A 14,165-nucleotide genomic window follows, 5' to 3' on the forward strand; every position below is an offset into this window, starting at 1 on the left:
CCACGATCGCGTCTTGCTGGCGCGGGGCCGGCTACCGTCTGGTCCGTCGTCGGCCGACTGTGCCGCCGCCTCGTCGGTGTCGGTGGGTCGCGAGACGTCGTTGTCCGAGTCGACCGGCTCGGCCCCCCCAGCCGATTTGGCGGACCCGGTACCGGGATCCCTTGAACCGGCCGACTCGGTGTCTCCCCCATCGTCAGAATCCGCGGACTGCGTCGCGGTCTCCGTCCGACCCGAATCCGACGCCTCCGGGTCCGCCCACGCCAGACCCACTGGTCCGGCAATAGCGAGGCCGATGCCCAGCGCGACCGCCAACGTCCCCACGCGCCCGATATGTGCTGTACCGGTCATGACGGCCCCCTGCCCGCGAAATCCTGCTTACCCCAAAGTTTCGTCGCGGAATACGAGTCAGGCCAGGGATCCGAACCGAAGCATCGACCGAAGACTTATCGCGGTTGCCCGCCATCGCCGATAAGAGCACCAGCCAGATCCTGGCGGGACCGGATGCCCAGTTTCGCGTAGGCATTAGACAGGTGCAGTTCGACCGTTCGGAGCGTGACGAACAACGCCTGCGCGATGTCCTTGTTGCTCATCCCCTCGGCAGCCATCTCCGCCACACGGCGCTCGCTTGCGGTGAGCGCGTCTGCGCCGACGGCGGCGCGCCGACGCGGCCGGCCGCCCGCTGCCCTGGTCTCGCGCTCCGCTTGATCGGCCAACGGAGCGGCTCGGCACCGGTGCGCCAGGTCCAGCCCGGCTCGCAGGATGTCACGGGCCTCGTCGTGCTGGCCGGCCAGCCGCAGCGCACGGCCGAAATCGACGAGAGTCTCTGCGCGCCAGAGCAACGCCGGTGAGTCCTGCAATACGTCGACCGCCTCTCGCAAGAGGTCGAGGCGTTCCCGCCCGCCGGCGCACAGTCCACGGACGCGCAGCGCGCCGCCCAACCGACGGGGGGACGCGGCGACCCGGGCGCAGCTCACGGCCTCGTCGGCGATTTTGCGGGCGCTGACGTCCTCGCCCAGGGCGAGCAAGACCGGTACAAGGGCGACGCGTGCATCGCCGGCCCACGGGAACGTGCCACGACTCGACTGGATGCGGCTCAGGGCGTCGAGGAGGTCGTCGCGGGCCAACTCGTGCCGGCCCGCCGCCGCGTGCAGGCGTCCTCGGGCAAGCAGGGGAAGCACCGCGAACAGCGTCGGGATCAGAGCGCCGTCCATGCCCCGTTGCACCAGCAGCCCATCAGCTTCGTCCACCCGTCCCTGATCTGCGAGGGTGTCGATGACCACAACGAGCCCGGGCGTCTTCGTATACGACGCCGCAGCGCCGTGGATGTCGACGGCAGCCCGGCCGTCGACTTCGGCAGCGCGGAGGTCGCCTCTGCGATGGCGGACCAGGCCGCGCAACCACTGTGCTCGGGCGAGCCACTGGGGTGACCCCATCCGTTCGGCGTGCCGCATGGCCCGGGAGAGCATGTGCTCGGCGGCATCGTAACGTTCGGCCTCCATCAAGCAGATGGTGACGTTGGTCCGCCACAGCGGATGACCCCCTTCGCTCACGAGAGCGGGGTGCCGAGCGGCCTGCTCGGCCAGATCTCCAGCGACTGCGACGGGTCCGGCTTGGAGCGCGCGCCGCGCCACGAACGACCGGATCAGACATTCGGCTCGGGTGCGCGCCGGAAAGTCCGAGAACTTGTCCGCTGCCTGCTCGAACCCGTCAGGGAGATCAGGGTTCAGCAACAGCGCCCCGAGACGGGCACCCTCCAATTGCAGTTGCAGTTCGCGATCGTAGAGACCGATCTCCGACGCGGCCTGCTCGTAGAACGGCAGCTGAGCGCGTTGACTGTTCGCGTCCGGGTGGTTGGACCACGCGAGTGCCATGACAGCGCGTGCGCGCGTGAGCGGATCTGCGGCGGTGTCGATCGCTTCCCGTAGGTGCACTGTGGCCGATGCATCGCCGGTCTCGTACTCCGCGATGCCGAGTTCTGACACGATGTCCGGGCGCTCGGCATCGTCCGGCGGCTCGTCGAGCGCGCGCCGCAACAGTGCCACCGCGGTTTCGGGGGCGCCGCCGGCCAACGCCGCTCGCGCCGCTTCCCGCAGCATGGCGACGGCGCGCAGGTCACCGGCCGGCGCCGTCGCCAGCAGGTGCGCCCCGATGACGCCTCGTTCGCAGTGTTGCTCTGCTAATACCCGCACAGCGCGTGCGTGCAGATTCGCGCGTTCGGCGTGGCTCAGATCTTCATAGATCGCGGTCCGGATGAGCGGATGCACGCACCGCAACGGCTCACCGTGCACCAGGATCTCGCTGTCGACCAGGGCTGCGGCCAGGTCCGCTGCCTGCGTCACGTCGAGACCGGTGAAACGAGCGCAGGTGCTGAGACGAGCCCACTCGCCGAGTACCGCGACCGCTCGGGCCAGGGCCGATGCGGCGGGCCCGAGCTGGCTGACACGGATGAGTACGGAAGCTGAGACACGTTCTGGCACCAGTCGATCGACGTCCGACGGATCGATGGTGCGCGCCGACCGGCCTGTACGGCGGAACTCACCGAGCAGTTCCGACAGCAGAAACGGGTTGCCACCGGTTGCGACCGCACATGAATGGCACAGCCGGTCTCCCGCACCCGCACCCAGGAGTGCCCGAACAAGACTGGCCACCGCGTCATCGCTCAGTGGTTGCGGTCGTACGACCGGCGCACGCGATTCCAGTGTCAACGCCCTGAGCTCCGCGCGGACTTTGTGCGGGCTGGTTCGCACCGAAAGTGCCACCAGAATCGGCAATCCCGCGAGCCGGGGCGCGAGGTGCAACAGAAATCGCAGCGACGGATCGTCGGCGCAGTGCGCATCGTCGACGAGCAGGACGAGCGGCGCACGCTCCGCCAGGTTTGCCAGCAGCCAGTAGAGGCCGTGAAGGGTCGCGAAGGCGATGTCCGCGGTACTCGCGGCAGGCTCCACGTCGGTGAACACCGGCTCAGCCAGTCGAGCCGCACCGCCCAGCAGCCGCTCACGCTCCGCGACATCGGCGCCCAGCACCGTGCTCTCCAGTAGCTGGCGCACGATACCGAAGCCGAATCCACGTTCCAGGTCTCCACCGCGTGCGGTGTACACCACCATGCCCGCTGCCGCAGCGCGACCGCGGAGATGGTCGAGGAGCGCCGTTTTGCCGATGCCCGCCGGCCCTTCGATCAACAGCATCGAGCCCGCACCGCCCGCAGCCGCCGCGGCGATCACATCGATGGTGTGTAGATCGTCGTCGCGCTCGAGCAGCCGCGGCGCAGCCGCCCCGCCGTCACCACGCGATTCCACACGCATATTTTGATCTCCGGGCCCATACCAGGTCCCCCGTTGGCGCGAATTGGCCGATGACCCTGCTTCGGAGCTGCCAGAATGTGCGGAGGTCGAGCGGGGGTCACCGTCATGAGAATCGGCAGGATCGGGCTGTGTGCCCTCGTTGCAATCTCAATGTTGATCACCACGGCCGGCTGCGCCAACGACGGCCACATCGCCGACAGCAACGGATCTCAGCTCAGCCCGCTGCGCGTCGCCCTGTTCCCGGCCGGGAACACCTTGCCCGTGGAGGCCGCGGTGACCCGCGGCATCTTCGAACGCCATGGACTGAACGTGACGGTCACCGAAGGCCAGGATCTCCCCCTGTTCATGGCGGCACAGTCCAAGGGCCAGTACGACATCGCGATGAGCGTGCCGACGCTCGTCCTCGTCGGCGCTCAACGAGGACTTGGTCTGCAAATCGTGTCGAGTACCGCTCAGCAAACCGCAGAGCATCCGAATGCCGTGTGGATCACCAAGGACGCATCGATCAAGTCATTGGCCGATCTGCGAGGAAAGACGATTGCGGTTCCCTCACTGACTGGCATCATCACCGATTCCGTCGTCTACCTCCTGCAGCGGAACAGGTTGACCCGCAATGATGTGCACCTGGTCCAGACGCCCTTCCCGGTGATGGGCGATCAACTTCAGGCCGGACGCGTCGATGCGGTCGTCGCGACCCTGCCGTTCAGTGCCGCCATCGCCGCGCGCGGCTTCCAGGTGCACGACGATGTGATAGTCGAAGCCGTTCGCGATGCCAGCGGCGGCGATGTAGACCAGGCGATCACCACGGTGTGGACTGTTTCGCAGAGCTTTGCCGCCGAGCATCCTCACACGATCGCAGCATGGCGGGCGTCTCTGCGCGAAGCCATCGACTCTCTGCGGGCCGACGCCGAAGGAGCGCGGGCGCTGATGGCGGAGTGGCTCAAGATGCCCGCGGCGATTCTGGACAGCGCACCGCTGCCGGATTGGACCGTGGACATCACCGCGCGACAACTGAAGCCCTACGTTGTCATCGCCCGGGATGCAGGCTCCATCGACTCCGATCCCGACGTGAATTCGCTTGTGTGGCAGGGTCCGTGACACTGTGCCTGTACCGGATCGACGGTGTGGATGTTCAGCTGGACGGCGAGCAAGGTACTCGGCTTGTCCTGCAGGACATCACTTTCGACATCCGAGCGGGTGAGATCGTCGCGATAGTGGGCCGCTCCGGGGTGGGCAAGAGCACGCTGCTGCGCGCACTCAGTGGATTGGTGGAGATCTGCCGCGGCACGATGGAGTTCGAGGCGCGCGCGGTAAAGGGCCCGCCCGCCGGTGCGGTGATGGTCTTCCAGGACTACGACAACGCACTGCTGCCCTGGCGCACGGTCGGGCGCAACGTCGAACTCGGCCTCGAAGGCCGAATCTCCCGCAAAGCCCGCCACTCGGTGGCCGCATGCGCCCTCGAAATGGTGAAGCTCGGCGATCGGGCTGACGACTATCCGCGGCGACTGTCGGGGGGAATGGCACAACGCGTGCAGATCGCGCGGGCGCTCGCGATCGAACCCACGGTGCTGTTGATGGACGAGCCGTTCGGGGCGCTCGATGCGATGACCAAGGCTTCCCTGCAGGACGTCCTACTGGACGTGCAGCGCCGAACGGGGGCAACGATTGTCTTCGTCACCCACGACCTCGACGAGGCGATCTACCTGAGCAATCGAGTCATCGTCCTCGAGGGAAACCCCGGTTCCATCGTGCTGATGGCCGATGTCGAACTGCCCCGGGCGCGCGACCAGGTGACGACGCGGGAACTGCCTGCCTTCCTGGCGGTTCGGCACCTGATCGGCGAACGATTGCGGGGCGGTGAATGAGTCGACCCGGCACCGCACTGTCCGCTGTCACCATTCCGGTCTCGCTGATCGCGTTGTGGCAGCTGCTGAGTTGGACACTGCCCTTCGATTATCTGCCCGCACCGGCCGATATCGCGGCCGCGCTGCCCGCCGAAGTGCGCAGCGGCGCTCTGCTGTCGGCCATCGCTCACACGCTCGGCGTCGCGCTGACTGCGTCGGCCATCGCAGGTGGCGTCGGCACGGTTGCAGGTCTGGCGTTTGGATTGGCCCCCCGTGTCGGCAGGTGGGCGACGGCGTCGATCGAAGCGTTTCGTACGGTGCCGGCCGTCACGCTGATCCCGGCGACTGTGCTGGCATTCGGTCCCACCAGACGCGCCGAAATCCTGCTTGCGACCTACGCCGCGGTGTGGCCGATCGTGCTGAACACCGCAGGCGCGGTCGGTTCGGTCCACCCGCGCCAGTTCGATATCGCCAAGACCTTCCGCCTCACCGCGTACGACACGCTGCGCAAGATCGTCATTCCGGCGGCGACGCCGGTGTGGCTCGTCGGCGCCCGACTGTCGGTGATCCTCGCGTTCCTCGTGACCGTCGTCGCCGAAATGGTCATCACCCCGGCCGGCCTTGGCGGGGCATTGGTCCAGTCGTTGAATGCCCTTGCTCCAGAACGCATGTGGGTCTATGCAATCACTTGCGGCGCAGTCGGTTTCGTCCTGAATCTGGTGCTGCGTAATGCGGTGAGGGCGGTCCTGCCGATGCATCCGGTCGCCGGACCCGGCGGCACGGTCCGGCGTGCTCCTGCACCGTCTGCGCGTGGCCTGATCCCGCTTGCCGTGCTGCTGGTCGCCTGGCAACTCACAGCCTCGCCCAATTCCCTGGTGGCTCCGCCGCCGGTCCAGTGGTTCGCCGCGCTCGCCGATCTCCACGCGGAATCATCTCTGCTGCCCGCCGTCGGTCGCACGCTCGTCACGTATCTGGCAGGTCTGTTCGCCGCCACTGTCCTCGGAAGCGCCGCAGGAGCGGTCATCGGCGCGTCTCACCGCATCGACCGCGCGGTCTCCCCGAGCCTGGACTTTGTGGCGGCAATCCCCGGTGCTGCACTGGTTCCCCTTCTGGTGCTGCTGTTCGGGACGAGCCTTGTCAGCGGCATCGCGGCGGTCACCCTGATCGTGACGTGGCCGATCCTGTTGAGCACAGCCACCGCGCGGCGCGCGGTCCCGCTCGTGCGACTGGACGTGTCGCGCACGATGGCCCTGTCGCCATGGCGGCGTTGGTCGGCCGTGATCCTGCCGTCGCTGACACCCGGTGTCCTGCTCGGCGTCCGCGTGTCGTCTGCACTCGCACTTATCGTGGCCCTGTTGACCGACATATTCGGCGCCGGGACGGGCATCGGGCGCCTCTTGATCGAAAGCCAGCAGCGCTTCGACGCGGCCACGGCATGGGGGCTTCTCCTCATCGTCGGCGCGTTCGGATATCTGACGAACAGCGCACTGGCCCGCCTGTCCGCGGTCCGGTACGCATCCGCCGACGCAGCGAACCCGCGCACGGCCGCACCCTCGAGGTCCCGGTAGCCTGTGCCGGGTGAATCTCGACCGCAACAAGGCCTCCGTCGCCGAGGCGATCGACGCCGGTCTGCTGGCCGGTGCCGTGACACTGGTGTGGCGCGCGGGGGATGTGCTGCAGGTCAACGAACTCGGCTACCGCGACGTCGACGTGAAGCTGCCGATGCAGCGCGACACCCTCTTCCGCATCGCCTCGATGACCAAGCCGGTGACGGTGGCCGCGGCGATGTCGCTGATCGAGGAGGGCAGGCTCGCGCTGACCGACCGGGTGTCGACCTGGCTGCCCGAACTGGCCGACATGCGGGTGCTCGCGGAGCCGCGGGGCGCGCTCGACCGCACCGTGCCTGCGCAGCGGCCGATCACCGTCGAGGACCTGATGACCCACCGCAGCGGGTTGGCCTACATGTTCTCGGTGCTCGGCCCGCTGGCCGACGCCTACCGCAAGCTGCCGACCCGACAGGATCAGGATCGCTGGCTGGCCGAGCTCGCCGCACTGCCCCTTGCGCATCAACCCGGCGAGCGACTCACCTACAGCCATGCCACCGACGTGCTGGGCATCGCGCTGTCGCGGATCGAGGGCAAGCCGCTCAGCGAGGTGCTGACCGAGCGGGTTCTCGGCCCGCTGGGCATGTCGGACACCGGTTTTCACGTCGGGAGCACCGGCAGGCGGCGCGCGGCGACGATGTACCAGCTGGACAAGGACAACACGTTGCGCCACGACGTGATGGGGCCCGCCCCGATCGTCGACCCGCCGTTCTGCACCGGCGGCGCCGGGCTGTGGTCGACGGCGGACGACTACCTGACGTTCGCGCGGATGCTGCTGGCGGGCGGGACGGTCGACGGTGTGCGGGTGCTCTCCGAGGAGTCGGTGAGGCTGATGCGCACCGACCGCCTCACCGAGGAGCAGAAGCGGCACGACTTCCTCGGCGCTCCGTTCTGGATCGGCCGTGGGTTCGGGCTGAACCTCTCGGTGGTGACCGATCCGTCGAAGTCGCGCCAGTTGTTCGGACCCGGCGGCCCCGGCACGTTCTCCTGGCCCGGCGCGTACGGCACGTGGTGGCAGGCCGATCCGTCGGCGGACGTGATCCTGATCTATCTCATTCAGAACCTGCCGAACCTGTCGGTCGACGCCGCGGCCGCCGTCGCCGGCAACACATCGCTGGCCAAGCTGCAGAGCGCCCAGCCGAAGTTCGTCCGGCGCACCTATGAGGCGCTCGAGCTCTGAGAGCGAAGGGCCGCGTCGCTCTTTCTGTCTGCTTGTCGGAGTGCCCGGGTAGTGTCGATGGCATGTTCGAACACACGTTCGAGATTGACGCGACGGTCTCGGAGGCCGAGTTGCGCGATGTCGTGGCGCGCTGTGAACGCCTGAAGGCCATTGCGGCGGCGGCCCAAGCCCGGGCGACGGCGTTGTGGGCGGCCAAGCGGCGCGCCGCCGAGGACGCCGCCGGGATACCGGCGCGCAAACGAGGCCGGGGGTTGGCCTCGGAGATCGCGTTGGCGCGGCTGGACGCGCCGGTCAACGGCAACACCCACCTCGGGATGGCCAATGCTCTGGTCCACGAAATGCCGCACACCCTCGCCGCGTTGGAGGCCGGGGTGCTCACCGATACCGGGCCACCCTGATCGTCAAAGCCTCGGCCTGCCTGACCGTGGAAGACCGGCGCGCGTTGGATGCCGAACTGTGCGCTGATCAGCAAGCTCTGGTGGGGTTGGGGAATGCGCGGATCGAGGCCGCCGCCGCCGCGATCGCCGCCCGCCTCGACGCCGCCGCAGTGGTAGAGCGCAAGAACCGGGCCGCCCAAAGCGCCGGAGCCTGGACCCGCTGCGCCCCCAACGGGATGGTGTACCTGACCTTCCTGATGCCGCTGTCTCAGGGCGTCGGGGTCTACGCCGCCCTCAAGCGCGAAGCCGACACCACCGGCGACGGCCGCCCGCGGGGGCAGGTCATGACCGACACCCTCTATGAGCGGGTCACCGGACGGCCCGCCGACAAACCCGCCCCGATCGCGCTGAACCTGGTGCTCGCCGACACCACCCTGTTCGGGGAAGACGACGCCCCCGGCTGGATCCAGGGCTACGGCCCCGTCCCGGCGGTGGTGGTGCGCAACCTGATCTCTGACGCGGTCGCCGACGAGGACGCCAAAGCCACGCTGCGCCGGCTCTACCGGCACCCCACCAGCGGGCAACTGGTCGCGATGGAATCCAAGGCGCGGATCTTCCCGAAAGGGTTGGCGGCGTTCATCGGGCTGCGCGATCAAACCTGCCGCACCCCCTACTGCAACGCCCCGATCCGCCACCACGACCACGCCACCCCCCACCACAAAGGCGGGCCGACCAGCGCGGGCAACGGGGCAGGATCCTGCGAAGCCTGCAACTACACCAAAGAAGCCCCCGGCTGGACCGTCCGAACTCACGACAGCGATGGCCGGCACACCGCCGAATACACCACCCCGACCGGGGCGACCTACCACTCGACCGCACCACCACTACCCGGACCCACACGACGACACAGCGCGATCGAGGGCAGGCTCAGCGTCATGCTCGCCCACCCCCACGCCGCCTGACGTGGCTACGCCCCAAGACGGCTGCCGCGCCGTACATTACGGAGTGTGCAGTCTCCCACCGTGCTGATCAACGGCGCCGGCATCGCAGGGCCGGCGCTCGCATTCTGGCTGAGCCGCAAGGGCTACCGCGTCACCGTGCTCGAGATCGCACCGGGTATCCGGCCGGGCGGGCAGACGGTGGACCTGCGTGGCTCCGGCGGTGACGTCGTCGAACGGATGGGCCTTCTCGACCAGATGAGAGCCCGGGCCCTCGAGCAGAAGGGCGCAGCCTGGGTCCGGTCGGACGGCAGCCGGCGCGCCGAGATGCCGGTGACCGCGTTCCACGGCAACGGGCTGGTGTCGAAGCTGGAGATCCTGCGCGGTGATCTGGCCGGCGTGCTCTACGAGGCCACCCGGCAGGACGTCGACTACCGGTTCGGCGCGACGATCGCAGCGCTCGAGCAGACCGACGACTCCGTGGTCGTGACGCTCGCCGACGGCAACCGCCTGTCGGCCGACCTGGTCGTGGGCGCGGACGGTCCGCACTCGGCGGTACGCCGGATCGCCTTCGGCCCCGAGGAGCGGTTCGTCCGGCCGATCGGCGGCTACAACGCGTGGTTCTCCGCGCCCGACACCGTCGGGCTCGACGGCTGGTTTCTGCTGTATCAGGCGCCCGGCGGGCTCAATGCGTCGATGCGGCCCTCGCACGACCCGTCGATCGCCAAGGCGGGCTTGGCCTTTCAGTCGGAGCCATTGACCTACGACCGCCACGACACCGATGCGCAACGGCAGCTCCTCGTCGAGCGGTTCGCCGGCGCGGGGTGGCACTGCGACGCGCTGCTCGCCGCGGCCGCCGACGCCGACGACTTCTACTTCGACGCCTTCGCCCAGGTGCACCTGCCGACGTGGGGGTCGGGGCGCGTAACCCTGATCGGCGACGCCGGCTACTGCGCGTCACCGCTGTCGGGCATGGGCACCAGCCTGGCGCTGGTCGGCGCCTACGTGCTGGCCGGTGAACTCGGCGCGGCGGACCGGTTCGACGCCGCGCACCTCGCCGCGACGCTGGCCCGCTACGAGGCGGTGATGCGGCCCTACGTCGACCGGTGCCAGGACCTGCCCAGTGGCATCGACCGCTATGCGCCGATGCGTGAGTCCGACATTTCGATCACCGCGTCGGTGATGAAGTGGATGCAGCGCTGGCCGTTCCGGCCGATCGTCGAGAGGATGTGGTTCCAGACCGCGGGGTCGATGGCGCTGCCGGATTACACCTGAGCTCGTCAGACCAGACCGAACGTCGCCGCACGATCGAGGACCGCCTTCGCGCGGGCCCGGGTGGGACCTGCGCTGCCGTCATAGGAATCCGTCGGGGCATCGAGGCGTGCGAGGGTCAGGCGAGCCTCGTCGATCTCACCGGGTGAAGGGCTCAGGAGGGTGTTGACGGTCTCCGCGTGGCCGTCGTCCAGGCAGAGCCGGCCGGTCATGCCGGCGGCCTTGGCGACCTCGGTGTCCCGGGCCAGATGGTGGGCCTGGTCGCGCAGGGTCGGGCCGTCGATCGGCGCGGGCAGCCCGGCGGCCCTGCTGGCGATCACCAGCCGGGCACGCGGGTAGGCCAACACCGCCGGATCGGCGCACATCCCGGTATCGCGTCGGAAGTCGCTGATCCCGAACGCAATTCGCGCACAGGATCGCGCAATGTCAAGGGCCGACTCGATCCCGAGAGCGGATTCGATCAGCGCGACAACGGGCATTCCGGGCGGCAAGTGCTCGGCGGTCGAGACGACGTCGCGCGCCGATTCGGTCTTGGCGAGCATCACCCCCGACAGACCGGGCTTCGCCGCCACCGCAGCGAGGTCGGCCCGCCAGTCCGGCGTCCCTGCGCTGCTGATCCTCACCCACGCGCGTCCGCCGTCCTGCAACCAGTCGGCCACGGCACGGCGGCCGGCCGGCTTCTCCGCGTCCGGCAGACCGTCTTCGACATCGAGCACGAGCACGTCCGCCGCGTGCGCGGGTGCCGAGTCGAAACCCGGCCGTCCCGGCCGCAGCAGCCACGTGCGGGCCACCGACCAGTGTGGCCGACGGGTGCATTTTGCTGGGGAGAAGACCGTCACCCCACCCATGTTCGGGAGGGCGGGTAGATGAACGCCATATTGCGCACATTTTGTTCACAGTGCGCGCGAGAGCACCCGGCCGAACTGCAGCAGTCGCTGCATCTGCGCCAACCCGCCGTTGTCGACGGACTTCACGAACCGGAACGACTCGCAGTAGACGTCGGTCTCGGTCGCCGACTTCTGCCGGGACCGCACGATCAGCTGCGTGTAGAGGCGCAGCTTCACCTCCGCCAACCGGCGGGTGCCGTCGCTGAGGACGTCGTATTCGGTGGACAGCACCTGATCGGTGATGGTGGACAACAGGATCGAGCGCACCGAAGCCGACAGCGCTCGGCGGGGCTCCTCACCGTCCACGTCATCGGACACGTCGTCGTCGGCACGCCACATGATCAACCGCTGACCGTCGGTGACCATCACCTCCTGCCACAGCGCTTCGCCCCACGGCTCCTCGGTGAAGCCACGGGACATCACGAAGGAGCGGATCGCGGCCGGGTCGACGACAGAACGCAGCTGGTCGAGGGCCAGATCTGGGTCACGCAGATAAACCCGCGCCGCCTCGCTGACACTCGAGTACGGAGCCCAGTCCTGCGGCGCGCCCATTACCCGGAGCTGCTGTCCCCACCGGTCCGCACCGCCGCAGCGGCCGCGCGGATCTGCGGCGTCACCAGCATCACCTGACCCAGCACCCCGTTGACGAATCCGGGTGAGTCGTCGGTGGACAGCTGCTTGGCCAACTCGACCGCCTCGTCGACGGCCACCGGTTCCGGGACGTCCTCGGCGTGCAGCAACTCCCACACCGCGACCCGCAGAATCGCGCGGTCCACGGCGGGCAGGCGGTCGAGGGTCCAGCCCTGCAGGTGCGACGAGATCAGATCGTCGACGTGTGCCTTGTGCTCGGTGACGCCCCGCGCCACCGTCACCGTATAAGGGTTCAGGGGCGCGACATCGTGATCGGTTTGCTTCTGCGCCAGCATGTTTCGCCCCTCGGCGACCTCGGCCGGGGTGATGCCGCGGGCCTCTGCCTCGAACAGGAGATCCACCGCGCGTTTACGGGCCTGGTGCCGACCCCGGTCACCCCTGCGGTCACTCACCCCGTCGCTCCGCTGCGCTCCGCTCGCCCTGGTCAGCCATTGACCCTTCCCAGGTAATTGCCGTCACGCGAGTCGACCTTGAGCTTGTCGCCGGTGTTGATGAACAGCGGCACCTGGATCTCGGCGCCGGTCTCCAGCGTCGCGGGCTTGGTGCCGGCGCTGGAGCGGTCCCCCTGCAGGCCCGGCTCGGTGTGGCTGACCAGGAGTTCGACCGTCACCGGCAACTCCAGGTACAGCGGCGAGCCGTCGTGGAACGCGATCTGCACCGGCATGCCCTCGAGCAGGAAGCCGGCCATCCGTCCGACCAGCGCCTCGGGCAGCGGGTGCTGCTCGTAGTCCTCGGAGTCCATGAACACGAAGTCCGAACCGTCGCGGTACAGGTAGGTGGCGTCGCGCCGGTCGACGGTCGCCGTCTCCACCTTCACTCCGGCGTTGTAGGTCTTGTCGACCACTTTGCCGGACAGCACGTTCTTCAGCTTGGTCCGCACGAAGGCCGGGCCCTTGCCGGGCTTGACGTGCTGGAACTCGACGATCTGCCACAGCTGGCCGTCGATCTGCAGGACGAGCCCATTCTTGAAGTCGGCGGTCGATGCCACGGTGGGTTGTACTCCTAGCTTCTAGAGGATCACCAGGTTCTTGCCGAACCTGGTCAGTAGTTCGGGGCCGTTCGGGGTGACCGCCAGCGTGTCCTCGATGCGGACGCCGCCGCGGTCGGGCAGGTAGACACCGGGCTCGACGGTCACAGCGGAGCCAGCAAGCAGTGTACCGGCGGCAGCCGCATTGATTCCCGGCGCTTCGTGGATCTGCAGGCCGACCCCGTGGCCGAGGCCGTGGCCGAAGTTCTCGGCGTAGCCGGCGTCGGCGATGACCTGCCGGGACGCCGCGTCGACGTCCTTGCACGGCACCCCCGGCGCCAGGGCATCGCGCCCGGCCTGCTGCGCTTCCGCGACCAGGGAGTAGATGTCACGCTGCCACTGCGCCACCGGCGACAGCGCGAACGTGCGCGTCATGTCCGAGTGGTAGCCACCGACCAGCGCCCCGAAGTCGATCTTGACGAAGTCGCCGGCGGCGAGGACGGCGTCGGTCGGCCGGTGGTGCGGTATCGCCGAGTTCGGTCCGGTCGCCACGATCGTCTCGAACGACGCCCCATCTGCGCCGTGGGTGAGCATCAACGCCTCGAGGTCGTTGCGCACCTCCTTCTCGGTGCGCCCGGCCCGCAGGCCGCCGTGCTCCACCAGATCCTGCAGCGCGGCGTCGGCCGTGTGGCAGGCCAGCCGCAGCAGCGCGAGTTCACCGGCGTCCTTGACTTCGCGCAGCGCCTCGACCGTGCCGGCCGCGCGGGTGAACTCGACCTGCTCCCCCGCCGCCTTGGTCAGCGCCGCGAACGCATCGACGGTCACCACGTGACTCTCGAACCCGAGCCTGCGCACCCCCGCGGCGGCCGCCCTGGCCGCCAGGTGCGGCCCGCACGCCCGTTCGATCACCACCTCGGCGTCGGGCGCCTGCGCGGCCGCCTGGGTGCGGTAGCGCCCGTCGGTGGCGAGCACCGGCGTGTCGTCGTCGGCGAGGATCAGCAGCGCCGCGTTGGAGCCGGTGAACCCCGACAGGTAGCGAACGTTGACCAGGTCTGTTACCAGCATGGCGTCCAGCTGGGCGTCGGCCAGACGCAGCCGCAACCGCTGGCGGCGGGCAGAAACTGTCACGACGGCTGACGCTAC

11 protein-coding genes and 1 pseudogene are annotated in these 14,165 nt (G+C 68.7%); 6 read left to right on the forward strand and 6 right to left on the reverse strand.

Annotated features, from left to right (window positions below):
- Positions 1-443 precede the first annotated feature (443 nt).
- Positions 444-3,296 (reverse strand): LuxR C-terminal-related transcriptional regulator, encoded by a 2,853-nt coding sequence (locus G6N45_RS20055; protein ID WP_163723955.1) that lies wholly within the window; start codon positions 3,294-3,296, stop codon positions 444-446.
- 111 nt (positions 3,297-3,407) lie between these two features.
- Here G6N45_RS20055 and G6N45_RS27870 point away from each other — a divergent pair, with 111 nt between their 5' ends.
- The 6 genes and pseudogenes from G6N45_RS27870 to G6N45_RS20085 all read left to right on the forward strand — a co-directional run bounded on the left by G6N45_RS27870 (position 3,408) and on the right by G6N45_RS20085 (position 10,520).
- The gene (locus tag G6N45_RS27870) at positions 3,408-4,400 is read left to right on the forward strand and encodes an ABC transporter substrate-binding protein (RefSeq protein WP_163723957.1); all 993 of its coding nucleotides are present in this window, start codon (positions 3,408-3,410) and stop codon (positions 4,398-4,400) included.
- On the forward strand, positions 4,397-5,167 hold the full coding sequence (locus G6N45_RS20065) for an ABC transporter ATP-binding protein (RefSeq protein WP_197746847.1): 771 nt from the start codon (positions 4,397-4,399) through the stop codon (positions 5,165-5,167). The genes G6N45_RS27870 and G6N45_RS20065 overlap by 4 nt, the downstream gene beginning before the upstream one ends.
- Complete coding sequence (locus G6N45_RS20070) at positions 5,164-6,714, forward strand: ABC transporter permease (protein ID WP_163723961.1); 1,551 nt, start codon at positions 5,164-5,166, stop codon at positions 6,712-6,714. Before G6N45_RS20065 ends, G6N45_RS20070 begins: the two co-directional genes overlap by 4 nt.
- Positions 6,715-6,724: 10 nt before the next feature.
- Positions 6,725-7,930 carry a serine hydrolase domain-containing protein gene (locus G6N45_RS20075; RefSeq protein WP_163723964.1) on the forward strand — a complete coding sequence of 402 codons (1,206 nt, stop codon included), beginning with the start codon at positions 6,725-6,727 and terminating at the stop codon, positions 7,928-7,930.
- 62 nt (positions 7,931-7,992) lie between these two features.
- A pseudogene (locus G6N45_RS20080) lies at positions 7,993-9,269 on the forward strand (HNH endonuclease).
- A 45-nt stretch (positions 9,270-9,314) separates the two neighbouring features.
- Positions 9,315-10,520: an FAD-dependent monooxygenase gene (locus G6N45_RS20085; RefSeq protein WP_163723967.1), complete on the forward strand. Its 1,206-nt coding sequence runs from the start codon at positions 9,315-9,317 to the stop codon at positions 10,518-10,520.
- A gap of 5 nt (positions 10,521-10,525) precedes the next feature.
- On the opposite strand, the gene G6N45_RS20090 is transcribed toward G6N45_RS20085, so the two are convergent.
- From G6N45_RS20090 to G6N45_RS20110, 5 genes are all read right to left on the reverse strand, one after another.
- Positions 10,526-11,308, reverse strand: a complete 783-nt coding sequence (locus G6N45_RS20090) for an HpcH/HpaI aldolase/citrate lyase family protein (RefSeq protein ID WP_308207120.1) — start codon at positions 11,306-11,308, stop codon at positions 10,526-10,528.
- Positions 11,309-11,410: 102 nt separating this feature from the next.
- Positions 11,411-11,956 (reverse strand): hypothetical protein, encoded by a 546-nt coding sequence (locus G6N45_RS20095; protein ID WP_163723970.1) that lies wholly within the window; start codon positions 11,954-11,956, stop codon positions 11,411-11,413.
- On the reverse strand, positions 11,956-12,447 hold the full coding sequence (gene nusB / locus G6N45_RS20100; protein WP_163723972.1) for a transcription antitermination factor NusB: 492 nt from the start codon (positions 12,445-12,447) through the stop codon (positions 11,956-11,958). Before nusB ends, G6N45_RS20095 begins: the two co-directional genes overlap by 1 nt.
- A gap of 32 nt (positions 12,448-12,479) precedes the next feature.
- Entirely contained in the window at positions 12,480-13,043 is a 564-nt protein-coding gene (gene efp, locus G6N45_RS20105; RefSeq protein ID WP_163723974.1) for an elongation factor P, read from the reverse strand.
- A gap of 21 nt (positions 13,044-13,064) precedes the next feature.
- The gene (locus G6N45_RS20110; protein WP_163723976.1) at positions 13,065-14,150 is read right to left on the reverse strand and encodes a M24 family metallopeptidase; all 1,086 of its coding nucleotides are present in this window, start codon (positions 14,148-14,150) and stop codon (positions 13,065-13,067) included.
- Between the last annotated feature and the right edge of the window lie 15 nt (positions 14,151-14,165).

The organism is Mycolicibacterium psychrotolerans (assembly GCF_010729305.1).
Taxonomy (GTDB): domain Bacteria; phylum Actinomycetota; class Actinomycetes; order Mycobacteriales; family Mycobacteriaceae; genus Mycobacterium; species Mycobacterium psychrotolerans.